Below are 26,129 nucleotides of genomic sequence, written 5' to 3'. Positions count from 1 at the left end.
AATTGATCCCTGTCAACAGGGGATCGTCAATCGCGGCTTCATCAATCCATAACATTGCGCAGGGCCAAAGCGGCAAAGAAAGGACCGGTCACGGCTGAAAATAACGTGATCGCGCAGAGAATGAGGAACGGTGGCATGAATGGCGCAGGATCCTGCACCGCCGCATAAGAAGCGCTGACGCCGAAGATCAGTACCGGAATGGCGAGTGGCAGGACGAGGATGGAGACAAGAAGCCCGCCGCGCGGCAGGGCGACCGCGACGGCGGCTCCTACCGCGCCGATGAAGGTGATGGCTGGTGAGCCGACGAGAAGTGTCAGCATCACAGCGCCGATCGCCACTTCGTCCATGTTCATGAACAGACCGAGCAGTGGCGAGGCCAGCACCAGCGGCAGGCCGGTTCCGACCCAATGCGCCAGGCATTTGACCAAGACCGTCAGCACCAGCGGGTTTTCCTGCATGAGAATGAGGTCCAGCGACCCGTCATCCCGCTCCGCCTGAAACAGCCGGTCGAGGCCGAGAAGGGCGGACAGAAGAGCGCCGATCCAGACGATGGCGGGGCCGATGCGGGCAAGCAGATTGAGATCGGGGCCGACACCGAAGGGGATGACGGCAACCACAGTCATGAAGAACAGCACGCCGATCAAGGCACCGCCGCCGGCGCGGATGGAGAGTTTGATGTCGCGGAGGAGGAGGGCGATCATCGGGGCACCCTCGGTGGGTGTGGTTTACCCCCCTCTGCCCTGCCGGGCATCTCCCCCTCAAGGGGGGAGATTGGCAAGATGCTCTTCCACCACTCCATTTTCGAGCGTTGAGATTGTCGAGGCCTAGCCGCAGATAGATCTCCCCCCTTGTGGGGGAGATGCCCGGCAGGGCAGAGGGGGGTGAAACCACAAGCTCCGCCGTTCATGCCCAAGCCTCCACGCCCGCGAACCCCGTCATCTGCAATTCCCGCGCATTCTCCAATCCCAACGGCTGATGAGTCGCCGCCAGGACGATGCCGCCTTTCCCAAGATGGTCTTTTACGAGATCGGTAAACATACCGTCCGCAGCCTTGTCGAGTGCCGCCGTCGGCTCGTCGAGAATCCATATGGGCCGCCAAACAATCAGAAGCTTCGCCATGGCAAAACGCCGTTGTTGGCCGGCGGAGAGATAACCGAAGGGCAGATGAGTAATGCCGGCGAGACCGACGATCTCAGCCGCCTCATCGATTGCGATGCCCGCACCACCGGAAAAATCACCGAGGAAATCTTTCCAGAAACTCAGATTTTCCGAAACGGTCAGTTCCATTTTCATCGCATTGCGATGGCCAAGATAATGGCAGGCTTCCGAGGGGCGCATGTCCCCTTCTATTCCTTCGCCGGCTATCTTTATCCATCCCTGTTCGGGACGTAGCAAGCCGGCCACGGTACGCAGGAGAGTGGATTTTCCCGAGCCGTTTCGACCGGTCAGCACCAGTGCCTCACCGTTGCTTAACTTGAAGGAAATATTCATGAATATGAAATCTTCGCCGCGTCTTACGCCAAGATTTTCCGCCGTCAAATCCATGCCGGGGTTCCGTTTGAGATTTTCATCATCACAATCGTAAAAAAATCGATTTGAGTCACTGAATGGTCTGGCACGTTTCTCGGAAATTATCTATATGGATGTCAACCACGCTAGCGGCCGGCGTGAACATCATCTTGCGCCGGACCTGAATGTTACGAGGAGTAACTTTCACGTGCGGACAGCGGAAATGGTCGTACCCGCATCCTGATGTGCTTGCGAGCACAGGGGTCCGCACGCGCGTGTTGGCTATCAGATTATGCGGGGTTTTAAACCGTGGCCAAATCTCTCGACAGTTTCCAATGTCGTTCCGTCCTTACCGTTGACGGTAAGGACTATGTTTATTTCAGCCTTCCCAAGGCTGAGGCAAACGGTCTCAAGGGCGTTTCCAAGCTGCCTTATTCCATGAAGGTTCTTCTGGAGAACCTGCTTCGTTTCGAGGACGGCCAGTCCGTCACCAAGGAGCACATTCTGGCCGTTGCCGAATGGCTTAATAATAAGGGCCTGACCGAAACGGAAATCGCCTATCGTCCCGCCCGCGTTCTCATGCAGGATTTTACCGGCGTTCCCGCCGTGGTCGATCTTGCCGCCATGCGTGATGCCATGGTGTCGCTCGGTGGCGACCCGGAGAAAATCAATCCGCTCGTTCCCGTCGATCTCGTCATCGACCACTCGGTCATCGTCGATGAATTCGGTACGCCGAGCGCCTTTGCCCGCAACGTCGAACTTGAATATGAACGCAATGGCGAGCGTTACCGCTTCCTGAAGTGGGGCCAGCAGGCGTTCAAGAATTTCCGTGTGGTTCCGCCAGGCACCGGCATCTGTCACCAGGTCAATCTTGAATATCTCGGCCAGACCGTCTGGACGAAGGAAGAGGATGGCGAGACGATTGCTTATCCGGATACCTGCGTCGGCACCGACAGCCACACCACCATGATCAATGGTCTCGGCGTTCTCGGCTGGGGCGTCGGCGGCATCGAGGCTGAAGCCGCCATGCTCGGCCAGCCGGTCTCCATGCTGCTGCCCGAGGTCATCGGCTTCAAGCTGACCGGCAAGATGAAGGAAGGCGTGACTGCGACCGACCTCGTTTTGACCGTCGTGCAGATGCTGCGCAAGAAGGGTGTTGTTTCCAAATTCGTTGAATTCTTCGGCCCGGGCCTCGATTCGATGACGCTCGCCGACCGCGCGACCATCGGCAATATGGGGCCGGAATATGGTGCGACCTGTGGCTTCTTCCCGGTTGATGGCGAAACCATCAATTACCTGACCATGTCCGGCCGTGCCAAGGACCGCATCGCACTCGTCGAAGCCTATTCGAAGGCGCAGGACATGTGGCGCACAGGCGATGGTGCCGACCTCGTCTTTACCGACACGCTTGAACTCGACCTCGGCGACGTCGTGCCCTCCATGGCCGGCCCGAAGCGTCCGGAAGGCCGCCTGCCGCTCGAAACCATTGCGCCGAATTTCGCAACGGCTCTCGAAAGCGAGTACAAGAAGCCCGGCCAGCTTTCGAACCGTTATGCGGTTGAAGGCGAAGACTTCGATCTCGGCCATGGCGATGTGGCGATTGCCGCCATCACCTCCTGCACCAACACGTCCAACCCCTCGGTTCTTATCGCTGCCGGGCTTCTCGCCCGCAATGCGGTGGCCAAGGGGCTGAAGTCCAAGCCATGGGTGAAGACCTCGCTTGCGCCGGGATCGCAGGTTGTTGCCGAATATCTTGAAAAGGCGGGCCTGCAAAAGGATCTCGACGCTATCGGCTTCAACCTCGTCGGCTTTGGCTGCACCACCTGCATCGGCAATTCGGGCCCGCTGCCGCCGGCCATCTCCAAGACGATCAACGACAAGGGCCTGATCACCGCGGGTGTTCTTTCGGGCAACCGTAACTTCGAAGGCCGTATTTCCCCTGACGTTCAGGCGAACTACCTCGCTTCGCCGCCGCTCGTCGTGGCTTATGCCCTTGCCGGCACGGTCCAAAAGGACTTGACCAAGGAGCCGATTGGCGACGACCAGAACGGCAACCCGGTCTATCTCAAGGATATCTGGCCGACCTCCAGGGAAATCCAGGAATTCATCCTGAAATACGTGACCCGAGAACTTTATGAAACGAAATATGCCGACGTGTTCAAGGGCGATGCGAACTGGCAGGCCGTTCAGGTTCCTCCGGGCCAGACCTATGCCTGGGACGACAAGTCGACCTATGTGCAGAACCCGCCTTATTTCGTCGGCATGGGCAAGAAGGGCACGGGTCTGAAGAATATCAAGGGCGCGCGCGTTCTCGGCCTCTTCGGCGACAAGATCACCACCGACCATATTTCCCCGGCCGGCTCGATCAAGGCTGCTTCGCCGGCCGGCGCCTATCTGACCGAAAACGGCGTTGCCGTTGTCGACTTCAACCAGTATGGCACGCGGCGCGGCAACCATGAGGTGATGATGCGCGGCACCTTCGCCAATATCCGCATTCGCAACCACATGCTCGGCCCGAACGGCAAGGAAGGTGGATACACCATCCACTATCCGTCCAAGGAAGAGATGTCGATCTATGACGCTGCCATGAAGTACAAAGCGGAGGGCGTTCCGCTCGTCATCTTCGCCGGTGTCGAATATGGTAACGGCTCTTCCCGCGACTGGGCGGCAAAGGGTACCAATCTGCTTGGCGTCAAGGCTGTGATCGCGCAGTCCTTCGAGCGCATCCACCGTTCGAACCTCGTCGGCATGGGCGTTGTGCCTTTCGTCTTCGAGGAAGGCACGACCTGGGCAAGCCTCGATCTCAAGGGTGACGAAGTCGTCGAGATCGACGGTCTCGAAGGTGAAATCAAGCCGCGTGAAAAGAAAATCGCCAAGATCACTTACAGCGACGGTTCGGTGAAGGAAGTTCCGCTTCTTTGCCGCATCGATACGCTGGATGAAGTGATTTACATGAACAATGGCGGCATTCTGCAGACCGTTCTTCGCGATCTGGCTGGCTGATAAAGCCTAGATGAGCAAGAGGCGCCGGGCAAAATCCCGGCGTCTCTTTCATTTCTTGTTCTGTTTTTTTGTGATTGCCGCTCACCCCTTCGTGACTTTCTATTGAAGGGCAATAGACGTTATTTTCCGGTTTGCATCCCGGCAGGATTGATCGCATCAATTCGTCTGGATATCCTGCCGGACAAAGGTTTTCGTAATGCCACTGAAATTCCCCCTGTCGATATGTCTTCTCGGCACGTTCCTCGTCACCTCCGCGCAGGCGCAGGAGGCTGTGAAGGGCGTCGTCGAATTGTTCACATCGCAGGGATGCGCATCCTGCCCGCCGGCAGATGAAGCGCTGCGCAAGATGATCCAGAAAGGCGATGTCGTCGGTCTTTCTTACCATGTCGATTACTGGAATTATCTTGGCTGGACGGATTCGCTGGCATCCAAGGAAAATACTGAACGGCAATATGGCTACATGCGGGCGCTCGGCCGTAACGGGGTCTATACGCCACAGGCCATTCTGAACGGCCGCGACCATGTCAAGGGTGCGGATGTGCGCGGTATCTATGACAGGCTCGATGCTTTCAAGCGCGAAGGCCAGGGGCTGAACGTGCCGGTCTCGTCAAAATTTGCAGGCGATGAGGTGGAGATTGATATTGGCGCCGGTAATGGCAAGGCCGATGTCGTCGTTGCCTATTTCACCCGCGAACAGACGGTGGATGTGCAGAAGGGCGAGAACCAGGGGAAAAAAATGTCCTACTGGCACAGCGTTTATGACGTGCAAACTGTTGGCATGTGGGATGGTTCGCCGATGACGGTGAAGCTGCCGGCCAGCGTTGTGGCAAAGGTGAAAAAGGGCGGCTGCGCCGTTCTGCTGCAGACGGCCAATGCCAGCGGAGATCCCGCAGCAATCGTCGGCGCAAGTATCCTGCTTGGAAATGAAACCCCCTGATCGCCTGTCGGGCGATTGAAGATCCGGTCCGGGCATTGGGGGCTGGGGGTAAAGGGTCAATGCACCGGACCGGGTCATCTTGGTGCCTAGGCATCAATTGACAATAGGACTATTCCATCCAATTCGGGCCATGGTTTGACCGAAATACGGCAGGCCATGCGAAAATGGCTGCCTAAATGGTTACCATTTTTTACCCCTGCTTTTGTTGCAGGCAGTGTCTTTGACATCGTTGGGCGGCAATTTTTCAGGGTTACCTTCTTCCCGTTCTATAGCCGGCTGAAAGATGTTGAGGCCCATCCAGCGACTTCTGCACCGGTGCACAAGCGTCTCGCAAGGCTTGCAATTTCGCTTTCACAGGCTCACATTGATGAGAAGACTTGGGTGGAATCGGAGGTATTGGATGACCGATCAACCGGATGTGCAGCAGGTGCAGACCGCTTCACGCGATAATTCCACCGTTGTCGATCTCCGCGAATACAGAAAAGACAAAGACCCTTTGCCGGTCACGTTTCACCGGCGTGAACTGGACGCGATCCTGCGCATCTATGGCCGCATGGTGGGTGAGGGGGAATGGCGTGATTATGCCATTGACCACCTGAAGGAAAAGGCGGTGTTTTCCGTCTTTAAACGCTCAGGCGAAATGCCGCTTTACCGGATTGAGAAGAACCCCAAGCTGGCGTCAAAACAGGGCGCTTATTGTGTGGTCAATACCGATGGCCGCATTCTCAAGCGTGGCCATGAGCTGCCGCAGGTTCTCAAGGTTTTCGACAAGGTTCTGAAGCTGATCGAATGAGCTTCTAAAATAGATGGCTCGCTTGGCGGATACGACCGTGGGAAAGCGATTATCAGTTATGGATGTTTAAAAATAAAAAGGCGGCCGAAGGGCCGCCTTTCATCTGTCGTCTGTTGAACTCTCAACCTTAGTCGTCGCGGTTACCCATGAACTGCAGCAGGAAGGTGAAGAGGTTGATGAAGTCGAGGTAGAGCGTCAGCGCACCCATGATGGCCTTGCGGCCGGCAACGGCAACGTCGTCACCATCAAAGTACATTTCCTTGATCTTCTGGGTGTCGTAGGCGGTCAGGCCTGCGAAGATCAGCACGCCGATTGCGGAGATCGCGAACTGCAGCGCGGAGGATGCAAGGAAGATGTTGACGATGGACGCGATGATCAGGCCGAACAGACCCATGATCAGGAACGAACCAAGACCGGAAAGGTTCTTTTTCGTCGTGTAACCGTAAAGCGAGAGCGCACCGAACGAAGCGGCGGTCACGAAGAACGTCTGAACGATGCTCTGGCCGGTGAAGACGATGAAGATCGACGACAGCGACACGCCCATCAGCGCGGCATAGACCCAGAAGGTCGTCTGCGCGGCGGAAACGCTCATGTTCTGAATACGGAAGCTAAGGAAGAAAACCAGTGCCAGCGGTGCGAGCATGATGACCCAACGCAGCGGGGATGCATAAAGCAGCTGCTGGAAGGCAGGGTTGGACGCAGCGAATGAGTAGGTTGCGAAAGCCGCAACGCCGGTGATGACCAGAGCCAGCGCCATCAGGTTGTAAACCTTCAGCATATAGGCGCGGAGACCTTCATCGATCATCGCACCAGTCTGTGCACGGGTCTGCGCCATGCGGTTCTGGTAGTTATTGAAGTCAGCCATTGTTTCCTCTTTTGAGCTCCGTAATTGCTACGGTGTCGGGATACCTCCCGGGCGCCGCTGCGGAGCTTCAGCAAGCCTGTCCAGAATATGATGGCAGAACGTGTCCGATACAAGGCCTTTTGCAGTCGAAAAGACACCATATGCGCGAAAAGCGCTCACGTTTTGGCGATCATTACAAAGAATTAATCGCTAAAGTTAAGCGGGGCACAACCGATGATCATTCCCCCGCCTGCCGCAGAACCGGCGCGGCCTTCTGGCCGAGAATGCGCCAGGTGCCGATGAGGCCTATGCCAACAGTCATGACGAGAGCGACAACGAGGGTCCCGATCGCCACATCCGGCAGGAAACTGGAAGGCAACTTCATGATGCGGGCGATCACGAACCATGCGGAGACGCCGCCGGCGAAAAGCGCGAAGACGGCGGTGGCGAGACCGAGCATCATATATTCGTAGGAGAAAGCGCGAATGAGCAGATTTCGCGTGCCGCCCAGCGTTTTCAGGATGACGGCATCATGGGTGCGGGCTCGGTTTCCGGCAGCGAGTGCGCCGGCGAGAACGAGAACTGATGCTATCAATGCGACGGCTGCGGCAGCACGGATGGCGGTGGCGAGCTGGCCGACCAGCCGGTTGACGACATCGAGAGCGTCCTTCACGCGCACGCTGGTTATCGTCGGGTAGGTGTTGGTAACGGAGCGCAATATCCGGCCTTCGTCGCTTGCGGAAGCGGAAGGATCGGCAAGTGTCGCCAGCCAGGCATGCGGTGCGCCGCGGAATGTATTCGGCGAAAATACCATGACGAAATTGATCGACAGGGATTCCCATTCGACGTTGCGCAGATTGGCGATCTTTGCCGTAATGCTGCGGCCGAGGACGTTGACGGTTACTGTGTCGCCAATCTTGAGGCCGAGTTCCTGTGCCTCTTTTGCCGCGAAGGAGACCAGCGGTTCACCGCTATAGTCTGGCCCCCACCATGTACCTTCCGTGAGCTTCGTGTTTTCCGGCATGTTTTCGGAATAGGTTATGCCGCGATCGCCACGCAACAACCAGCGGCCGGATGGCGGCACCTCCATCTTCGTCACATCTTCGCCGTTGAGCGCTAGAATGCGGCCGCGCAGCATTGGCACTTCGGTCAGCGTGCCTTGTGGTGCTTCCCGTTTCAGCAGATCACGGAAGCCCTGCACCTCGCTGCCCTGAATATCGACGAAAAAGAAATTCGGTGCGCGTTCCGGCAGGCTGTCGGTCAGCTCGCGGCGCAGATTGCCGTCGATCAGTGTCAGCGTCACGAGCAATGTCAGGCCAAGGCCAAGTGAGAGAACGACCGAAGGCGTGAGCGCTCCCGGCCGGTGAATATTGCCGATCGCCAGACGAAGGGCGGCGGAATGGACGCGCGGGCTGCATTTGGCGATGGCCTTGACGCCGGAGGCCACCAGCCGCAGCACCACGAAGGCAAAAGCGATGGCGGCGAGGAACACCGAGGCTATGAAGCGATCTTCCGCCGAGAAGATGGCAAGGGCGGCCAGCGCTGCCAGCAACAGGCCCGTTGCTGCCAGATAGGGCCAGGACGGCCAGTTGCCTTCCTCGAAACCCTGTTCGCGGAAAAGTGCCGTTGCCGGAACCTCACGCGCCTGGCCTAGCGGCACGATGGCGAAAGCGAACGTCGTCAAGAGGCCGAACAAAGCGGCGAGACCGAGCGCACCGGGATAGAAGGCAAGCTCTTCCGGTACGGGCAGCACGCCTTCCAGAAACCGCATGGCAATCAGAGGTGCGATGGCGCCAACAACGAGACCGATGACGATGCCGACGGCGGCAATGAAGGCGATCTGGAAAAGATAGGTCATGGTGACCACGGAGGCCGGTGCGCCGAGGCATTTCAGCGAGGCGATCGTCGTGCGCTTGGAATCGAGAAAGGCGCGAACGGCGTTGGCGACACCGACACCACCGACGATAAGGGCGGTGAGGCCCACCAATGTCAGGAATTGCGAGAAGCGGTTGACGTTTTCGGTCAGCGACGGTGCTGCCCGATCACTGGTGCGGATGGACCAACCGGCATTGGGAAAGGCCTTGTTGGCCGCGTCGGTCATCGTTGCCCGCGCTGCAGGGTCACTCAGCTTGATCTTGTAGGCGTGTTCGACGAGGCTGCCGGTCTGAACGAGACCGGAGGCGAAAAGGGCGTCGCGGCTGATCATCAGCCTTGGCGCGAAACCGAAACCGTCGGATAGCGCATCCGGCTCATCGACCACCGTGCCGGTCAGTTTCAGCTTCGTGTTACCAAGCAGGACTTCGTCGCCGATCTTGATGCCGAGCCGTTCCAGCAACAGCGGTGCGGCAATGGCGCCGTAGGTGTCGCCATTGCCGGCCAGAAGTTCACTCAGCGGCCGGTTGGGATCGGCTACGAAGGTTCCATAGAGCGGATAGGCGCCGTCAATGGCTTTCACTTCCGTCAGCGTCTGTTCGGAACCATCCGCAAGGCGGGCCATGGAGCGAAGCCCGGTGGAAACCGCGACCGTGCCAAGGCCGTCCAGATAGGCCTGTTCCTCCTGCGTCGCCTCCCTGTTGCGCAATTCGAAACGCACGTCGCCGGCTAGGATCGACTGGCCTTCGGTGGCAATGGCGCTGGTGACAGCACGTGACACGGAATTGACGGCGGCGATTGCGCCGGTTCCAAGCGCGATACAGGCGAGGAAAATGTAAAAGCCGCTCAACCCGCCGCGAATTTCGCGCCGTGCGAGCCTCATGGCATTTCTGATATTCGCGAAAGACGGAAGAAGGGATCCCATCATGCCGATACCGCCCGCGCCATCTGGGGGCGCGCGCTGTCGCCCTCAATCTCGCCGGAGCGCACTTTGATCTGCCGAGAGCAGCGGGCGGCGAGTGACGGATCATGGGTAACGAGGACCATGGTCATGCCGCGTTCGGCCTGTTTGGTAAAAAGAAGATCGGCGATCTGTTTGCCGGTATCGGTATCGAGATTACCCGTGGGCTCATCGGCGATCAGCACGGCCGGCGAGGGGGCAAGCGCGCGGGCGATGGCGACACGCTGCTGTTCGCCACCGGAGAGCTGGCCGGGATAGTGGTTGAGGCGTTCTCCGAGACCGACGGCGACGAGTTCACGCCTGGCGATCTCGAAGGGATCGGGGGTATTGGCCAGTTCCAGCGGAACGGCGACGTTTTCCAGCGCCGTCATATTGGCGATGAGGTGGAAGGACTGGAAAACGATGCCGATATTCTTGCCGCGAAAATCCGCCAGCGCATCCTCGCCGAGCCTGTGCAGTTGCGTATCCGCGATGATGATTTCACCGCTGTCCAGCCGTTCGAGACCGGCAAGCACCATCAGCAGCGTCGATTTCCCCGAGCCGGAAGGGCCGACAATGCCGACTGCTTCACCTTCACCGATCAAAAGATCGATGGATTTGAGAACGTGGACGGAGGCGGCGGCGTTGCCGAGCGTGAGGTCGGCCTTCTTCAGCTCTATGATGCTTTTCGTCACAATTCTCGTTCCTATATAAGGTGATGAAAATGGTCTGGCGGTGTCGATGCGGTCGGTATTTCAGACAATGGAAACCAAGTTAGGCCAAGTTAGGAAAGCCGTGATGAGATTTAAAGCTGCCCTGTTTCACTTCATCGTCATTTTCGCCGCCGCCCTTTCCGGCACGGCTGCCACGGCTCAGGAACGGACATTGCAACTGGTCGGCCTCGGCGACAGTCTCATGGCCGGGTATCAGCTGCCACCCACCGACAGCTACACAGTACAGCTTGAAGCTGCATTAAAGGCGAAGGGCGTCAATGTCGCCATCGCCAATGCCGGCGTGTCCGGCGATACCTCGTCCGGTGGTCTGGCGCGGGCGGAATGGTCGGTTCCTGATGGTACGGACGGAGTCATTCTGGAACTCGGCGCCAACGATGCGCTGCGTGGTATTGCCCCGGAACAGACGGAAAAGAACCTCGATTCCATCATTTCCGGTTTTCAGAAACGCAATATAGCGGTGCTGCTGGTCGGCATTATGGCGCCGCCGAATATGGGTGACGACTACGCCAGGCGCTTCAATCCGATCTTTTCGAAGCTTGCGGAAAAATACAACCTGCCGCTTTATCCCTTCTTTCTGGATGGCGTAGTGAGCGATGACAAGCTGAAACTGGATGACAAGATGCACCCCAATACCGAAGGTGTTGCCATGATGGTGGAGAAATCTTTGCCGGCTGTTGAAAGCTTCATCAAGACAATCGGTGCGCAAAAAAAATAAGCACTTGCGCCCGTCTGCATTGCGTGATTCGCTATGCTTGTTCTGCCAAGAGATTCGGGGAGCTCGCCATGCCGAGACTGTTTACCGCCCTCGAAATTCCGCGCAATGCGGCTATGAGCCTCTCATTGTTGCGCGGTGGTCTGCCGGGAGCCCGGTGGATCGATGTGGAGAATTATCACATAACCCTGCGTTTTATCGGTGACATCGACGGACGGACCGCCGATGAGGTTGTCGATAGGCTGGATCGGATCGAGAGGCCGGAGTTCCAGCTCAATCTCACCGGTATGGGTTCCTTCGGCTCCAAGAAACCGCATTCCATCTGGGCCGGGGTTTCTCCCTCACCGGAAATGCATGCGCTGCAGGCCGAAGTCGAGAGAATTTGTCAAAGGATCGGTCTCCCGCCTGATCCGCGCAAATTCATGCCGCATGTGACGCTGGCGCGGCTGCGCTCCTCGCGTCTGGATGATGTGGTGCATTATCTTTCCGGACGCGGCAATTTCCGCACATCGCCCTTCACTGTCGGACGTTTCGTGCTGATGTCGTCGAAGGAATCGGTGGGCGGCGGCCCCTATGTCGTGGAAGAGGCGTTCCCACTTCACGAAGCGCGGTCCAGCTCCATCTTTTCGAGCAACGAGCTGCATCCCGCCAAAAGCATGTTGTAGACGGTCAGAAATCCGTCTTCACCACCGAAATAGGGATCCGGGACGCTCTCGCGGCGTCCCGAAGCATAGTCCAGAAACAGGTGGATTTTGTGCCTGCGGTTTTCCGGCGCCTTTTGAAGCAGTTTCGCCAGATTGCTCGTATCCATGGCAAGGATGAGATCGAAGTTTTCGAAATCGGCCTGGCTGACCTGCCGCGCGCGCTGCCCTGAAATATCGATGCCATGCTTGCGGGCTATCGCGATGGATCGGCGATCCGGGGCATTGCCGGTATGCCAGCCGCCGGTGCCGGCGGAGTCGACCGTCAATTGGCGGGATACACCATCTCTATCGGCAAGGTTTGTCAAAACGCCTTCGGCAAGTGGTGAGCGGCAGATATTGCCCATGCAGACAAAAAGAACAGCTATATGTTTCATGGAATATGCGTCGATCCGGTCGTTGAGGCGTTAATGGGTATCAAGCGGAGGCAAGATTGATGAAATATCCCAGAGTTGAACCGGAAGCCATCCGGCAGGCATTGTCTAAACTCGAAGGCTGGGCCCTGCGCGAGGACGGGGCGGCGATCGTCAGGTCCTTCAAGTTCTCCAGTTTTGCGGAAGCCTTCGGTTTCATGGCGGAATCGGCTCTTGCGGCGGAAAGGCTCAATCATCACCCGGAATGGTCCAATGTCTACTCGCGCGTGAAAGTCTGCCTCACCACCCATGATTCACAGGGCGTAACCGAGCGGGATTTTCTCCTGGCCGAGGCCATGCAGAAGGCAGCGGCAGGCCGGGGGAATTGAACGGCGGGCGTTAACTCCCATATAATAGCCGTGACCGGAGGACCGTCGATCATGGATGATGTGAAAATCGGTGAAATTCTTCTGCCGGGTGAAACCGACAAGCAGCAGGAGCGCGAGAATGTCGTGCGCGCCAAATTCTGGCCGAAGCTGAAGCGGGTGATGACCAAGGTGCCGTTCGCGCGCGACGCGGCTGCGGCCTATTATTGCGCGATCGACCGTGACACGCCGCTGCGCGCCAAGGGCATTATTCTCGCTGCGCTCGCTTATTTCATCATGCCCATCGACGCCGTGCCGGATATGCTGGCGGTCGTCGGTTTTACCGATGATATCGCAGTCATCACTGCCGCGCTCGCCATGATCCGCGCCCATATCAAGATGGAGCATTACGATGCGGCGGATGCCATGCTGAAGAGACAGCAGGAAGCCGGGTAACGCCTCTGTGATGTGCCCGCCCGACGCAGCCTGACGGGTGACAAATTCTTGCCTGAATTTGTGTGTCATACACATGAAGGAAGGTCGTTCCGCGCCCTTCCTTCAGGGTGCGGGGAGTCGCCAATCTGTAACACTGCAAGACGTTTTAGGCATTTTATGCGTGTTGTTGACGGTTTGGTAACCGCTTCCCGACCACAATGAGAAAAGACGATCCGCACCTGAACGTGGCCGATCCAGAAAATGGAGCCCGCCGCTGCTTCGGGCTAATGGAAGACAATAACCCGGCAGGAAATTCTATGTTTGTAAGAAGTGTAGCAACCGCAGCGGCCATTTTGCTGACCAGCGTCGGCGTAGCATCTGCACAGTCGCCCACGCGCATCCAGCAGTTCAATGCTTGGGGTGCCTATTCGTACAAATCGGGCAACAGCACCGTCTGCTACGTTCTTTCCATTCCGACCGCCAAGGAACCGGCGAGCGTCGATCACGGCGATATCTTCTTCATCGTGTCGCAGCGTCCCGGCCAGAACATCTCCTATGAGCCGCAGGCCATGGTGGGTTATCCGCTGAAGCAGGGCTCCAAGGTCAATGTGACGATCGACAACAAGAACTTCGTCATGTTCACCAAGGACAAGGCTGCCTGGGTTGAAAACGCTGCCGAAGAGCCCGCTCTCGTGGCTGCGATGAAGGGCGGCAAGTCGATGACGGTCAAGGCGGTTTCCGGTCGCGGCACCGCGACATCCTATTCCTATTCGCTCTCGGGTATTTCGGCTGCTCTCAAGCAGATCGAGAGCTGCAAGTAATCCTGACGCTTTATCGCGTTTGATAATGGCCGGTCATCGACCGGCCATTTGCGTTTTTGCTTGTTTGATGCTAAAGGCGCGGCAACATTGACAGGCGGATGCGCGAAAAGTGCTCCGCCTTTGATTTTCTCGACATGCAGACGATTTTCCGCCTATCAGACAGGCCGGTCGTGCGATGCATGGAACGATGGGATAGCGTGATGTCCGTAATGCAAGCCCCTGCCGGCCTGGCAGTCAAAACCCCGCTGATCGCCAATAGCGATCTCATGTCCGGAAAGCCGTCGCTGATCGGCCTGACGCGTGAGGAAATGGGCGAGGCGCTGGCCGAGATCGGCGTGCCGCAAAAGCAGGTGAAGATGCGCGTCAGCCAGTTGTGGAACTGGCTTTATGTGCGCGGCGTCTCGGATTTCGACAACATGACGAATGTCGCCAAGGAGCTTCGCGAGAAGCTGAAGGCGGCCTTCACCATCGCCCGTCCAGAAATCGTCGAGGAGCAGATCTCCAATGATGGCACCCGCAAATGGCTGATGCGTTTTCCACCGCGCGGTGCGGGACGTCCGGTCGAAATCGAGACGGTCTATATTCCCGAAGAGGGTCGCGGCACGCTGTGCATTTCGAGCCAGGTCGGCTGTTCGCTCACCTGTTCCTTCTGTCACACCGGCACGCAGCGCCTGGTGCGCAACCTGACGGCCGAGGAAATTCTTGCCCAGCTGCTGCTCGCGCGTGACCGGCTCGGCGATTTTCCCGATGGTTCGACACCGGTCGGCGCTTATGTGCCGAGCGAAGGCCGCAAGGTGTCCAACATCGTGATGATGGGCATGGGCGAGCCGCTCTATAATTTCGAGCATGTTAAGACCGCGCTTCTGATCGCGACCGATGGTGACGGCCTGTCGCTCTCCAAGCGACGTGTGACGCTGTCCACCTCAGGCGTCGTGCCGGAAATCTTTCGTACCGGTGACGAAATTGGCGTGATGCTGGCGATTTCGCTGCATGCGGTGCGTGACGATCTGCGCGACATGCTGGTGCCGATCAACAAGAAATATCCGCTGAAGGAACTGATCGAGGCCTGCCGCAACTATCCGGGTCTTTCCAATGCCCGCCGCATCACCTTCGAATATGTGATGCTGAAGGACGTCAATGACAGCCTGGAAGACGCCAAGATGCTGGTGCAGCTGCTGAAGGGCGTTCCAGCCAAGATCAACCTCATTCCGTTCAATCCGTGGCCGGGCACGAACTACCAGTGCTCCGAATGGGCGCAGATCGAGAAGTTCGCCGATTTCATCAATCAGGCGGGTTATGCCTCGCCGATCCGCACGCCGCGGGGCCGCGATATTCTCGCTGCCTGCGGCCAGTTGAAGTCGGAATCTGAACGCATGCGCAAGACCGAAAGGCTGGCTTTCGAGGCGATGATGATCGCCAATCACGGTGCGGATGACTGAATCAGCCGCATTTGCGCCATAAAGCTGGTTTTCCGGCGGTTCTCCGATTGATTTCGGTCTGTCTTGTTCCTAGAAAGACGAAAACAGGGAACCAACAGGAGGATATCCATGCGCGCATTCATTCTGGCTCTCGCTGCTGCGAGCGCCATCGTTCTGCCGGCCAAGGCTGAAAACGTCACCGTTGCCGTCACCGCCATTGTTGAACATCCGGCGCTTGACGCTGCCCGTGACGGCGTCAAGGCTGCCCTTGCCGAAGCTGGCTACAAGGAAGGCGAGAACCTCAAATTCCTCTACGAGTCCGCGCAGGGCAATCCCGGCACCGCGGCGCAGATTGCGCGCCAGTTCGTCGGCGATGCGCCCAACGTCATCGTACCGATCTCCACGCCGTCGGCTCAGGCTGTCGTTGCGGCCACGCGTGACATTCCGGTTGTCTTCACGGCGGTTTCCGATCCCGTCGGCGCACAGCTCATCAAGAGTATGGAAAAGCCCGGCGGCAATGTGACCGGCCTTTCCGACATGCTGCCGGTTGGCGAACATCTGGCGCTCATCAAGGAAATTTCGCCGAACGCCAAGTCCATCGGCTTCATCTACAACTCGGCCGAAGCCAACTCCGCTTCGACGCTCGCCCTGCTGAAGGCCGAGGCCGAGAAGGCTGGCCTGAAGGTCGTCGAGTCCGTCGCCACCAAGTCCGCTGAAGTTCAGGGCGCGACGCGCGCTCTGGTTGGCAAGGCTGATGTGATCTACGTTCCGACCGACAACACCATCGTTTCTGCTTTCGAGGCGGCAGCGGGCGTTGCGAGCGAAGCCAAGATCCCGCTTTATGCCGCTGATACGGATTCCGTCGCGCGTGGTGCGGTTGCAGCCCTCGGCTTCAACTATTTCGACGTTGGCAAACAGACCGGCGCCGTCGTTGTCCGCATCCTCAAGGGTGAAAAGCCGGGCGACATTGCTGCAACCGTCGCTGTTGGCACCGATCTCGTGATCAACAAGAAGGTTGCCGAAAAAGTTGGCGTCACCTTCCCTGAAAGCGTGACGAAGCGCGCCACCAAGGTCATCGACTGAACCGAAACCAGACTGAATTGCGGGCGGCGGTATTACGCCGCCCGTTTTACGTGGCACGAGACGGTGCCCGTATCCGCCTGATGGCGGCAATAACAAGGACATTACCGTGAGCCAAATCGCCTTCTGGGGTGCCGTGGAGCTGGGACTGGTCTTCGCTTTTGTGGCGATTGGCGTCTATCTCGCTTTCCGGGTGCTAGATTTTCCTGACCTGACCGTGGACGGTTCGTTTCCGCTCGGCGCTGCCGTTGCCGCCGTGCTGATCATCGCCGGTCTGAATGCCTGGGTGGCGACGGCGGTTGCGATGGTTGCCGGTGCCGCTGCGGGCATGGTCACCGCAACGCTCAACGTTCGTTTCAAAATCCTCAACCTGCTTGCTTCGATCCTGACGATGATCGCGCTGTTTTCCGTCAATCTGCGGGTGATGGGAAAGCCGAATGTGGCGCTGCTCAATCAGGATACGATGGTATCGCCGTTTTACGGCCTCGGCCTTTCCGAATATCTGGTGCGGCCGCTCTTCGTCGGCGCGCTGGTGCTGATCGCGGTCATTCTCGTCTGGCGTTTTCTTGAAAGCGATGCGGGCCTTGCCATGCGGGCGACGGGAGCCAATGCGCGGATGGCGCGGGCGCAGGGCGTGAAGACCGGCAACCAGATCTATCTCGGCATGGCGCTTTCGAATGCGCTGGTTGCACTCGGCGGTGCGCTGTTTGCACAGACCAACGGCTTTGCCGATGTGACCTCCGGTGTCGGCACCATCGTTGTCGGGCTTGCGGCCGTCATCATCGGTGAGACGCTGTTTGGCGCACGCGGCATTCTGATCGCGCTCATCGGCTGTGTCTTCGGCTCCATTGCTTATCGTCTTGCCATCCAGCTCGCTTTGTCGAGCGATGTGCTCGGTCTCAAGGCGTCCGATCTCAATTTCGTAACGGCGGTATTGGTGGCCATCGCATTGATCCTGCCCCGACTGCGCCGCGGGGGAGCAACATCGTGATTTCCCTTTCCGATATTCAGGTCGTCTTCGGACGTGGCACGCCGCTGCAAAAGCAGGCGCTGGCCAAGATCGATCTCACCATCGAGGATGGCTCCTTCGTCACCGTCATCGGTTCTAATGGCGCCGGCAAATCCACGCTTCTCGGCGTCTTGGCCGGCGACGTGCTGCCGACGGCGGGCAAGGTGATGATTGGTGGTGCCGACGTTACCCGTAAGCCGACCGCCAGCCGGGCCGGTCGGGTGGCACGCGTGTTTCAGGACCCGCTTGCGGGCAGTTGCGGCGCACTCACCATCGAAGAAAATCTGGCATTGGCGGCGTCGCGCGGCGAGCGTCGCGGGTTGTTGTCGGCGCTTGGACGCGGCAGGCGGGATTTCTTTAGAGAACGTATCGCCTCGCTCAATCTCGGTCTCGAAAACCGACTGAAGGATCGCATGGACCTGTTGTCCGGCGGGCAAAGACAGGCAGTGTCGCTTGTCATGGCGACGCTTTCCGGTTCGGATGTGTTGCTGCTCGACGAACATACGGCAGCGCTCGATCCCGGCATGGCGGAGTTCGTGATGGAATTGACCCGCAAGGTGGTGTCGGAGCGCAAGCTGACAACGCTGATGGTCACGCATTCCATGCGTCAGGCGCTGGATTATGGTACCCGCACGATCATGCTGCATGCCGGTGAAATTGTACTCGACGTGTCCGGTGACAGCCGCAAGGACCTGGAAGTCGAGGATTTGATCGACATGTTCCGCAAGATACGCGGCCAGAAGCTGGATGACGACGAGCTTTTGATCGGCTGATCATTCCCAAAGGCGCCTTCGGGCGCCTTTTTTATTTGCGCTCAGCGCGTCTGCGTGAAGAAAATCTTGACGGCGAAAAGCGAAAAGACGCCGGCGATCGTGTAATCCAGTCCGCGCAGAACCTTCCGGTTGCGTTGCAGCCAGGCGGAGAGAACATCTGCGGCAATCACGATGCCGATGCCGATCGGCAGCGCCACGATGATCGACCAGAGCCCTAGGAAAATAAGCTTGCCGGTGACATGCGGATCGGACGCGCTGACGAATTGCGGCAGGAAGGTCATGAAGAAGATGATGATCTTCGGGTTCAGGAGATTGACCCAGATGCCGTTCAGGAGCGCCGATTTCAGGGAGGACTGGGCTTTCTCGCCGGTGGTCTTGACCATCACGAAATCCGAGCCCTTGCGGATCGCCTGAATGGCGAGCCAGACCAGATAGGCGGCCCCGCCGGTCTTCAGGATCATGAAGGCCGTCGGCGAGGCGACAATGAGGGCGGCGACCCCGAAAGCGACCAGCATCGTGTGCACCGTGATGCCGATATTGGTTCCCAGAAGCGTCATGAAACCCGCTGTCCGGCCCTCGCGCAGCGACCGGCTGATCCAGAGCGTCATGTCAGGCCCCGGCGTCACCGCCAAAAGCAGAATGGCGATGGTGAAGGCGATAAGTGTTGGCAGGCTCGGAACGAAATCCATCGCGGCACCCATGAAAGCGGCAAATGATGCCGTTGCTTAACGCGATTTCGTGTTCCTGCCAATGTTTTTGCGCGCCGGTGCGTTGGCGCGAAAGCAGCTGATCAATTAGAAAGCCGCCGCAATTTTCAAATCGCGGCGGCCGAGAACATTCAGTTTTTCAGGAAGCTGGTGAAGGCGGCGGAATATTCCGTGTGCCAGCGTGAAAGCGGCGGGCGGTTCTGGACGATGTCCTGCGCCGCCCAGAGAATGCGTTTCTCGTCCGTCGGGCGGTCCACTTCGCCATCCGGGCAGAGAATGTAGAAATCGCCCCGGCTGATACTCTCGATCATGAAATCGACTGTCTGCTCGCCGGTCCATGCGCCCTGCGGCTTTTCCGTCCTGCCATTGGCGGTCAGGCCGGTGAAGACGAAACCGGGGATCAGCAGGTGGGCAGAAACCGCGCCGTTGGGAATATTGCGCAATTCGTGCTGAAGTGCCTCCGTGAAGGTTTTGACACCCGATTTGGAGACGTTATAGGCGGGATCCCCGGGCGGCGTGGTGATGCCCTGCTTCGAGCCGGTATTGATGATGAGCGACGCCTCGCCATGGGCAACCATGCCCTGGCCAAAGACGCGGCTGCCGTTCACCACCCCCATCAGATTGACGTTGATGACTTTTTCCCAATTGGCCTGTGGTCCGAAAATGGCGCTGCCGGGCTGGATGCCGGCATTGTTCATGAGGACGTGGATGCGTCCGAAACGCTGGATGACGGCGCGTTCCAGCGCCTCCAGCTCATCAAGTTTCGATACGTCGGTCGGGATGGTGACGATCTGCGCTTCACCGTCCTTGGCGACGTTCAGAATATCCGCATGCGCTGCGGCGAGCTTTTCACCGTCGAGATCGACGAGCACGACACTCATGCCGAAGCTTGCGAATTTGCGGGCGGCGGCAAGTCCGATGCCGGATGCCGCACCTGTTATGACAGCGACATTATCTTCCTTGAATGCAGGGTGGATGGTTGTCATAGGTTTCTCCTTCGCGTCGTTTCTGCTGTTTCCAGCGGTTTGCAACGTTGCCTGAACCTGAGTGGCTTCATTCACGGTCTTCAAGTCGATCGCGCCGCTTCATGATAAAGCGCGAATTTTCTAAATGCATGTGACAATCGCTTCGTTCCCAGCGGCGCGGCCTGTCATCACCCGTCGCCAGACGCCCCCATCAATTGTTTTGTCGCTTATCTCACGGAAAAGCGCTTCACACATTTCGGGTTGCACTGTAAAAGTGCCGAAATCCCAAGGAAATGGCGGTGCCCGGATGCCGTCATCATGCAGATGGACATCACTATGGCACTTCCGAAAGACGTTAAGAAAGTCGTTCTCGCCTATTCCGGCGGTCTCGACACCTCGATCATCCTGAAATGGCTTCAGACGGAACTCGGCGCTGAGGTCGTGACCTTCACTGCCGATCTCGGCCAGGGCGAAGAGCTTGAGCCGGCGCGCAAGAAGGCCGAGATGCTGGGCATCAAGGAAATCTTCATCGAGGACGTCCGCGAAGAATTCGTGCGCGATTTCGTATTCCCGATGTTTCGCGCCAACGCCGTTTATGAAGGCGTCTATCTGCTCGGCACCTCGATTGCCCGTCCGCTGATTTCCAAGCACCTGATCGAGATCGCCAAGAAGACCGGCGCTGACGCCATTGCCCATGGCGCCACCGGCAAGGGTAACGACCAGGTCCGTTTCGAGCTTTCGGCCTATGCGCTGAACCCCGACATCAAGATCATTGCGCCGTGGCGCGACTGGGCGTTCAAGAGCCGTACCGACCTTCTGGAATTCGCCGAACAGAACCAGATCCCGGTCGCCAAGGACAAGAAGGGCGAAGCGCCGTTCTCGGTTGACGCCAACCTGCTGCACTCCTCTTCCGAGGGCAAGGTTCTGGAAGACCCGGCACGGGAAGCGCCTGAATATGTGCATATGCGCACCATTTCCCCGGAAGCGGCGCCCGACAAGGCAACCGTCATTAAAGTCGGCTTCCGCAAGGGCGACGCCTGCTCCATCAATGGTGTCGAAATGTCGCCCGCGACGCTTCTCGCCACGCTCAACAATTACGGTCGTGAAAACGGCATCGGCCGTCTTGATCTGGTCGAGAACCGTTTCGTCGGCATGAAGTCGCGCGGCGTTTATGAAACGCCCGGCGGCACGATCCTGCTTGCCGCACATCGCGCCATCGAATCCATCACGCTCGACCGGGGTGCAGCGCATCTCAAGGACGATCTGATGCCGCGTTACGCTGAACTCATCTACTACGGCTTCTGGTTCTCGCCGGAGCGCGAAATGCTGCAGGCGCTGATCGACAAGAGCCAGGAACATGTGGAAGGCGAAGTGACGCTGAAGCTCTATAAGGGCAATGTCATGGTAACCGGCCGCGAGAGCGAAAAGTCGCTTTATTCCGACGCGCTGGTGACCTTCGAAGACGACCACGGCGCTTACGACCAGAAGGATGCGGCAGGCTTCATCAAGCTCAATGCACTGCGTCTTCGCACGCTCGCCAAGCGTAACCTCAGCAAATAATTCTGCTGTCGTGGAAATAATGAAACCCGCTGGCTGCGACGCCGGCGGGTTTTTTCATGTCTCTCTTCTGGAGACGATGCGGAAGCCGATATAGCTGACGACGGCGGTGAATTCCATCACCGGAATGATGATGCCGAAGCCGGTCAAAGGTGAGCCGATGAGCGAGGCTGCCGCACCACCCGCAAAACCCGATCCCATCTGGATGAAGCCCATCATCGCCGAGGCCGAACCGGCAATATGCGGGAACGGTGCAAGGGCCGCCGTCACCATGGATGGCGTCAGCAAGGCTATGCCGACTGTCGCGACCGCCACGGGTCCCATGATCGAAAGGAAGGATGGCGGTATCAGGAATACCGACAGCAGGATGAGGAGACCGCCTGTTGCCGAAAAACAGAGACCAAGTATGACTGAACGGCGGTCACCCAATCGCGGCGCGATATAACGCAGGGCGATGGAGCCGAAGAAATAGGCGCCGGTTTGCATCAGCATGCCGATGCCGAATGCGGTGGGGGTCATGCCGACTTCATTGATGAGAATGAAGGTCAGCATGGTGGCCTGCGCATAAAGCGCGCCGATGGAACCGCCGAGCACGAGTGCGGCAAGAAGAAAACGTGGCTGTGTGAGCAATGTGCCATAGGTAGACAGGAGACGGCGGGGGCGGATCAGGTTTCTGTCCGGGACTGTCGTTTCGCGCAGAAAGACCACGACCGAAAAGATGGCTATGGCCCCGAGACCGGCCATGAGGAAAAACACCGATTGCCAGCCGAAGGCTGCAAGGGATAGCCCGCCGATTGTTGGTCCCATGGCCGGGCCGACGGCCAGCATGATGCCGATGAGGTTCATGATGCTGGAGGCGTCAGCGCCGGTGAACTGGTCGCGGACCACCGCGCGCGCCACTGTCATGCCGACGGAGGCGCCGATGCCCTGTACCAGCCGGGCGACAAGCAGGACTTCAATCGTCGGTGCAAAAACCGCAAGCAGCCCGCCGCCGAGAAAGATTGAAAGAAAGAACAGGCTGGCCTTTCGCCGTCCAAAAGCGTCGGATGCCGGTCCGGCTATCAACTGGGCGATGGCGAAACCGGCAAAATAAAGCGACAGGCTGAGTTTGACGGCGGGCTCGGTGGTGGCGAAAACCCGTGTCAGCTCCGGCATGGCAGGTGTATAGATCGCCATGGAAATGGGCGCCAGCGCCGTCAGTAACGCACCCAGTATTGCCGTACGCTTTCTGGACATGATCGTTTCTGGCGGCATTGCGATCAGCTGTTCTGGCTCGGCTGTTCCGGCTGCAGATTGTTACGAAGTGTCTGCAGGAAGCTGCGGAAGAGCGCAACTTCTTCCTCGTTCAGACCCTGGGTGGCGTGACGAACCAGCTGGTCGATTTCCTGCCGCACGGCTTCAAGCATGTCGGCGGAGGTTTTCGTCAACACGATGCGCTTGGAACGTCTGTCCTGCGGGTCCTGCTGGCGCTCGATGAGGTCAAGCGATTGCAGCTTGTCGAGATAGGCGCAGATCGTCATGGGCTCAATGCCGAGGCGGGCGGCGATGTCAGATTGTTTGCTGCCATCAACGACGGCAACCGTCAGCAATGCTCTTGCCTCGCCGGGGGTCAAGCCCAGTCCGGCTTCGGAAATGCGGCGCTCAAATGCACTGTTCAGCAGACGCGCGCCGCTGTTCAGCAAAAATGCCAATGAATCTTTTTCGCGTTTCGTGCCCATGCTTCGCCTTTTCGTAAGTCAGCCTTACTAAATTCCGGGCGATAATCAATGGTACACAAATCATATTGTCGAAAATCGAGTAAAGTATGTGTCAGTTCGGTTGCTATATGCTCAAAAAGATAGTCGAAGATCGTTACGCCAAAGCAAAAAAAGACAGGACGTCCTGCATTTTTTGCGCCTCTTCCGCCGTGCCGATGGAGCTGGCGATTTCGGCCCGGTCGGAAAAATACGACAGGAAGTCGAAATCCGTATCATCGGTCACGTCGGATATGTCGATTACCTCACCCTTGGCGTTCAGCGTCTGCACCGGCAGTTCGGAGGAAAGCTCAAGCCAGGTATCGTGGCCGATTTTCCCCGCATCGTAATATTCCCGGGCGATTTCGCGCAATTCGCGCGGGCTGATGCGGGTGAAATCGATGCGTTTTACCGTCTCCTCGAAACCTGCACCTGCATCGGATTTGGCCGCCTTGCCGAAATCGGTATTGCCCACGGATCTGGCATTTCTGGAATTGTCCCTGAAAAGGAAATTATTAGAGGACCTTAAAGAATAAATCTCCATAATACATATCTCCATCATGGGATATTATTTCAATAAACCAGATCATGTCGCCGCGGCTCCGGTCAATACTTTGCCGTGCAGACATTGGCGTATTCCACACCAAATTCCGGATATTGAATTGGCGGTGGAGGCGTGCCCATATGGGTTTAAACCGGAATTGTACAAGGAAGATGAAATGCCATCCAAGACCGCGCTTTATCCCGCACTCGTTACCTGGAACGGTCACAACGGTCTGCCGAAATTCGATGCGGTCAAGGATGAGGATTTCGCTCCGGCCTTCGAAGCTGCCCTTCTGTCGCATGAACGGGAAATCGACGCGATTTCCGGCAATGCTCAGGCGCCGACGTTTGAAAACACCGTGACCGCGCTCGAAATAGCAGGCGACGAACTTTCGCGCATTTCAGCCCTGTTCTGGAACAAGGCGGGGGCGCATACCAATGGCGCCATTCAGGCACTGGAGCGGGAAATCGCACCGAAAATGTCGCGGCACTATTCGAAGATCGGCATGAATGAGGCCCTGTTCAAGCGTATCGATACGTTGTGGGAGAAGCGCGATTCCCTCGGGCTGACGGGCGAGGAAAAGCGTGTTCTCGAACGCCACTGGAAGGGTTTCGTGCGCTCCGGCGCCAAGTTGCAGAAGGACCGGCAGGAACGGCTGGCGACCATCAACGAGGAGCTTGCCGGTCTTGGCGCCAGCTTCGGGCAGAATGTGCTGGCGGATGAAAAGAGCTGGAAACTGCTACTTGCCACGGAAGAGGAGCTTGCCGGCATTCCCGGCTTTCTGCGCGATGCGATGGCGGGTGCTGCCCGCGAGCATGGCGAAGACGGGAAATTCGCCGTTACCCTTTCCCGCTCGATCATCGAGCCTTTTCTGACCTTTTCCGAGCGCCGGGATTTGCGCGAACAAGCCTTCAAGGCCTGGGCGGCGCGCGGTGAAAACGGTGGCGAGACCGACAATCGCGAGATCGTCCATCGCACACTCGAACTGCGTGAGGAGAAGGCAAAGCTTCTCGGTTACGCGAATTTTGCCGCCTATAAGCTCGACGACACAATGGCAAAAACGCCCGACGCCGTGAACGGCCTTCTCGGTCAGGTCTGGGAAAAGGCAGTTCTTCGCGCCGCTGAAGAAGAGGCCGAGCTTGCCGCCATCATTGCCGAGGAAGGCAGGAACCACGAGGTTTTGCCATGGGACTGGCGTCATTATGCAGAAAAATTGCGGACACGGAAATTCAGCTTCTCCGAGACTGAGTTGAAACCCTATCTGCAACTGGAAAAGATCATCGAGGCCTGCTTCGATGTGGCCAACCGGCTCTTCGGAATTCGCGCCGTGGAAGCAAAGGGCGTTGCCGCCTACCATCCGGATGTGCGGGTTTTCGAAATCCGCGATGAACAGGGCGATCTGAAAGCCATGTTCCTCGGCGATTATTTCGCCCGTCCTTCCAAGCGTTCCGGCGCGTGGATGAGCTCGTTCCAGTCACAGCACAAGCTGCCCTTGAAGAACGGCACCATCGGCGAAATACCGATCATCTATAATGTCTGCAATTTCGCAAAACCGGCCGAAGGAAAACCGGCACTGCTCTCGCTCGACGATGCACGCACGCTGTTTCATGAATTCGGCCACGCGCTGCATGGCATGTTGTCTGATGTTACTTACCCTTCCGTGTCCGGAACGGGTGTCTCGCGCGATTTCGTCGAATTGCCGTCGCAGCTTTACGAACATTGGCTGACGGTTCCGGAAATCCTGGAAAAATATGCCCTGCATTATGAAACCGGTGCGCCGATGCCGAAAGCGCTGCTGGACAAGGTTCTGGCCGCGCAGACCTACAATGCCGGTTTCAGCACGGTGGAATTTACTTCTTCGGCCATTGTCGACATGGCGTTTCACACCCGCGACAGCGTTGGTGATCCAATGGCCGTGCAGGGTGAGGTGCTTTCCGCGCTCAACATGCCGAAATCCATCGTCATGCGGCATGCGACGCCGCATTTCCAGCATGTGTTCTCCGGTGACGGTTATTCCGCCGGTTATTATTCCTACATGTGGTCGGAGGTGCTGGATGCCGATGCGTTTTCCGCATTTGAGGAAACCGGCAATGCCTTTGATGGTGAGATGGCGCGCCGGCTGAAGGACAATATCTATTCTGTCGGCGGTTCCATCGATCCGGAGGAGGCCTATCTTGCCTTCCGCGGCAAGATGCCGAGCCCGGACGCCATGCTGTTGAAGCGCGGCCTCGTATAAGAGCACGCTATAAAAGACTGTCATATTTCTGAGCTAGAACCGGAGCGCAGGGGGCTTATGACAAGCCCCCCCTTTCGCATTTGCAAAA

At 57.9% G+C, this 26,129-nt stretch carries 25 protein-coding genes; 14 read left to right on the top strand and 11 right to left on the bottom strand.

Features of this window, described 5'->3' with window-relative positions; all coding sequences use genetic code 11:
* Positions 1-41: 41 nt before the first annotated feature.
* Both ccmB and ccmA read right to left on the bottom strand, forming a co-directional pair.
* A complete protein-coding gene (gene ccmB, locus CFBP6623_RS12885) occupies positions 42-701 on the bottom strand; it encodes a heme exporter protein CcmB (protein ID WP_046799578.1) in 660 nt (219 codons plus the stop codon).
* 202 nt (positions 702-903) lie between these two features.
* Positions 904-1,545 carry a heme ABC exporter ATP-binding protein CcmA gene (gene ccmA, locus CFBP6623_RS12875; protein WP_046799577.1) on the bottom strand — a complete coding sequence of 214 codons (642 nt, stop codon included), beginning with the start codon at positions 1,543-1,545 and terminating at the stop codon, positions 904-906.
* 273 nt (positions 1,546-1,818) lie between these two features.
* Between ccmA and acnA the strand changes: the two genes are divergently transcribed.
* From acnA to CFBP6623_RS12860, 3 genes are all read left to right on the top strand, one after another.
* Positions 1,819-4,512, top strand: a complete 2,694-nt coding sequence (gene acnA, locus CFBP6623_RS12870) for an aconitate hydratase AcnA (RefSeq protein ID WP_046799576.1) — start codon at positions 1,819-1,821, stop codon at positions 4,510-4,512.
* Between the two features lie 196 nt (positions 4,513-4,708).
* Complete coding sequence (locus CFBP6623_RS12865) at positions 4,709-5,449, top strand: DUF1223 domain-containing protein (RefSeq protein ID WP_046799575.1); 741 nt, start codon at positions 4,709-4,711, stop codon at positions 5,447-5,449.
* A 400-nt stretch (positions 5,450-5,849) separates the two neighbouring features.
* Positions 5,850-6,242 carry a DUF2794 domain-containing protein gene (locus tag CFBP6623_RS12860; protein ID WP_046799574.1) on the top strand — a complete coding sequence of 131 codons (393 nt, stop codon included), beginning with the start codon at positions 5,850-5,852 and terminating at the stop codon, positions 6,240-6,242.
* A 127-nt stretch (positions 6,243-6,369) separates the two neighbouring features.
* Here CFBP6623_RS12860 and CFBP6623_RS12855 read toward each other — a convergent pair whose 3' ends face one another.
* The 3 genes from CFBP6623_RS12855 to CFBP6623_RS12845 form a co-directional block, all read right to left on the bottom strand.
* Positions 6,370-7,107, bottom strand: a complete 738-nt coding sequence (locus CFBP6623_RS12855) for a Bax inhibitor-1/YccA family protein (RefSeq protein ID WP_046799573.1) — start codon at positions 7,105-7,107, stop codon at positions 6,370-6,372.
* A gap of 217 nt (positions 7,108-7,324) precedes the next feature.
* The gene (locus CFBP6623_RS12850; RefSeq protein WP_080841837.1) at positions 7,325-9,886 is read right to left on the bottom strand and encodes an ABC transporter permease; all 2,562 of its coding nucleotides are present in this window, start codon (positions 9,884-9,886) and stop codon (positions 7,325-7,327) included.
* A complete protein-coding gene (locus CFBP6623_RS12845) occupies positions 9,883-10,593 on the bottom strand; it encodes an ABC transporter ATP-binding protein (RefSeq protein WP_046799572.1) in 711 nt (236 codons plus the stop codon). The genes CFBP6623_RS12850 and CFBP6623_RS12845 overlap by 4 nt, the downstream gene beginning before the upstream one ends.
* 103 nt (positions 10,594-10,696) lie before the next feature.
* Between CFBP6623_RS12845 and CFBP6623_RS12840 the strand changes: the two genes are divergently transcribed.
* Both CFBP6623_RS12840 and thpR read left to right on the top strand, forming a co-directional pair.
* Positions 10,697-11,347 (top strand): arylesterase, encoded by a 651-nt coding sequence (locus tag CFBP6623_RS12840; RefSeq protein ID WP_046799571.1) that lies wholly within the window; start codon positions 10,697-10,699, stop codon positions 11,345-11,347.
* A 68-nt stretch (positions 11,348-11,415) separates the two neighbouring features.
* Complete coding sequence (gene thpR, locus CFBP6623_RS12835; protein WP_052818732.1) at positions 11,416-12,009, top strand: RNA 2',3'-cyclic phosphodiesterase; 594 nt, start codon at positions 11,416-11,418, stop codon at positions 12,007-12,009.
* Here thpR and CFBP6623_RS12830 read toward each other — a convergent pair.
* Entirely contained in the window at positions 11,943-12,422 is a 480-nt protein-coding gene (locus CFBP6623_RS12830; protein WP_046799569.1) for a low molecular weight protein-tyrosine-phosphatase, read from the bottom strand. The genes thpR and CFBP6623_RS12830 overlap by 67 nt on opposite strands.
* Before the next feature lie 59 nt (positions 12,423-12,481).
* Between CFBP6623_RS12830 and CFBP6623_RS12825 the strand changes: the two genes are divergently transcribed.
* The 7 genes from CFBP6623_RS12825 to CFBP6623_RS12795 all read left to right on the top strand — a co-directional run bounded on the left by CFBP6623_RS12825 (position 12,482) and on the right by CFBP6623_RS12795 (position 18,299).
* Positions 12,482-12,787, top strand: a complete 306-nt coding sequence (locus CFBP6623_RS12825; RefSeq protein WP_046799568.1) for a 4a-hydroxytetrahydrobiopterin dehydratase — start codon at positions 12,482-12,484, stop codon at positions 12,785-12,787.
* A gap of 51 nt (positions 12,788-12,838) precedes the next feature.
* Positions 12,839-13,219, top strand: a complete 381-nt coding sequence (locus tag CFBP6623_RS12820; protein WP_046799567.1) for a YkvA family protein — start codon at positions 12,839-12,841, stop codon at positions 13,217-13,219.
* A 296-nt stretch (positions 13,220-13,515) separates the two neighbouring features.
* Positions 13,516-14,019 (top strand): invasion associated locus B family protein, encoded by a 504-nt coding sequence (locus tag CFBP6623_RS12815; RefSeq protein WP_003523183.1) that lies wholly within the window; start codon positions 13,516-13,518, stop codon positions 14,017-14,019.
* Between the two features lie 266 nt (positions 14,020-14,285).
* Entirely contained in the window at positions 14,286-15,458 is a 1,173-nt protein-coding gene (gene rlmN, locus CFBP6623_RS12810) for a 23S rRNA (adenine(2503)-C(2))-methyltransferase RlmN (protein ID WP_077998729.1), read from the top strand.
* Positions 15,459-15,566: 108 nt separating this feature from the next.
* Positions 15,567-16,520, top strand: coding sequence for an ABC transporter substrate-binding protein (locus CFBP6623_RS12805; protein WP_046799566.1), 954 nt, complete (start codon positions 15,567-15,569; stop codon positions 16,518-16,520).
* Between the two features lie 106 nt (positions 16,521-16,626).
* Positions 16,627-17,508, top strand: a complete 882-nt coding sequence (locus CFBP6623_RS12800) for an ABC transporter permease (RefSeq protein WP_046799565.1) — start codon at positions 16,627-16,629, stop codon at positions 17,506-17,508.
* Positions 17,505-18,299 (top strand): ABC transporter ATP-binding protein, encoded by a 795-nt coding sequence (locus CFBP6623_RS12795; protein ID WP_046799564.1) that lies wholly within the window; start codon positions 17,505-17,507, stop codon positions 18,297-18,299. The genes CFBP6623_RS12800 and CFBP6623_RS12795 overlap by 4 nt, the downstream gene beginning before the upstream one ends.
* A 41-nt stretch (positions 18,300-18,340) precedes the next feature.
* Here CFBP6623_RS12795 and CFBP6623_RS12790 read toward each other — a convergent pair whose 3' ends face one another.
* A complete protein-coding gene (locus CFBP6623_RS12790; protein ID WP_046799756.1) occupies positions 18,341-18,988 on the bottom strand; it encodes a LysE family translocator in 648 nt (215 codons plus the stop codon).
* A 149-nt stretch (positions 18,989-19,137) separates the two neighbouring features.
* Complete coding sequence (locus CFBP6623_RS12785) at positions 19,138-19,992, bottom strand: SDR family NAD(P)-dependent oxidoreductase (RefSeq protein WP_046799563.1); 855 nt, start codon at positions 19,990-19,992, stop codon at positions 19,138-19,140.
* Between the two features lie 315 nt (positions 19,993-20,307).
* Here CFBP6623_RS12785 and CFBP6623_RS12780 point away from each other — a divergent pair, with 315 nt between their 5' ends.
* Positions 20,308-21,531 (top strand): argininosuccinate synthase, encoded by a 1,224-nt coding sequence (locus CFBP6623_RS12780; RefSeq protein ID WP_046799755.1) that lies wholly within the window; start codon positions 20,308-20,310, stop codon positions 21,529-21,531.
* A 54-nt stretch (positions 21,532-21,585) separates the two neighbouring features.
* On the opposite strand, the gene CFBP6623_RS12775 is transcribed toward CFBP6623_RS12780, so the two are convergent.
* From CFBP6623_RS12775 to CFBP6623_RS12765, 3 genes are all read right to left on the bottom strand, one after another.
* Positions 21,586-22,782, bottom strand: a complete 1,197-nt coding sequence (locus tag CFBP6623_RS12775) for a multidrug effflux MFS transporter (RefSeq protein ID WP_175415497.1) — start codon at positions 22,780-22,782, stop codon at positions 21,586-21,588.
* Between the two features lie 5 nt (positions 22,783-22,787).
* Positions 22,788-23,246 carry a MarR family winged helix-turn-helix transcriptional regulator gene (locus CFBP6623_RS12770; protein WP_046799562.1) on the bottom strand — a complete coding sequence of 153 codons (459 nt, stop codon included), beginning with the start codon at positions 23,244-23,246 and terminating at the stop codon, positions 22,788-22,790.
* Positions 23,247-23,379: 133 nt separating this feature from the next.
* Positions 23,380-23,736 (bottom strand): hypothetical protein, encoded by a 357-nt coding sequence (locus tag CFBP6623_RS12765; protein ID WP_225244928.1) that lies wholly within the window; start codon positions 23,734-23,736, stop codon positions 23,380-23,382.
* Between the two features lie 244 nt (positions 23,737-23,980).
* On the opposite strand from CFBP6623_RS12765, the gene CFBP6623_RS12760 reads away from it, so the two are divergent.
* Positions 23,981-26,041, top strand: a complete 2,061-nt coding sequence (locus tag CFBP6623_RS12760; protein ID WP_046799560.1) for a M3 family metallopeptidase — start codon at positions 23,981-23,983, stop codon at positions 26,039-26,041.
* Positions 26,042-26,129: the final 88 nt, after the last annotated feature.

This window comes from Agrobacterium tumefaciens (genome assembly GCF_005221385.1).
Lineage (GTDB): Bacteria > Pseudomonadota > Alphaproteobacteria > Rhizobiales > Rhizobiaceae > Agrobacterium > Agrobacterium tomkonis.
Note: the sequence above shows the minus strand (reverse complement) of the source record. Positions and strands in the feature narration are given on the sequence as shown.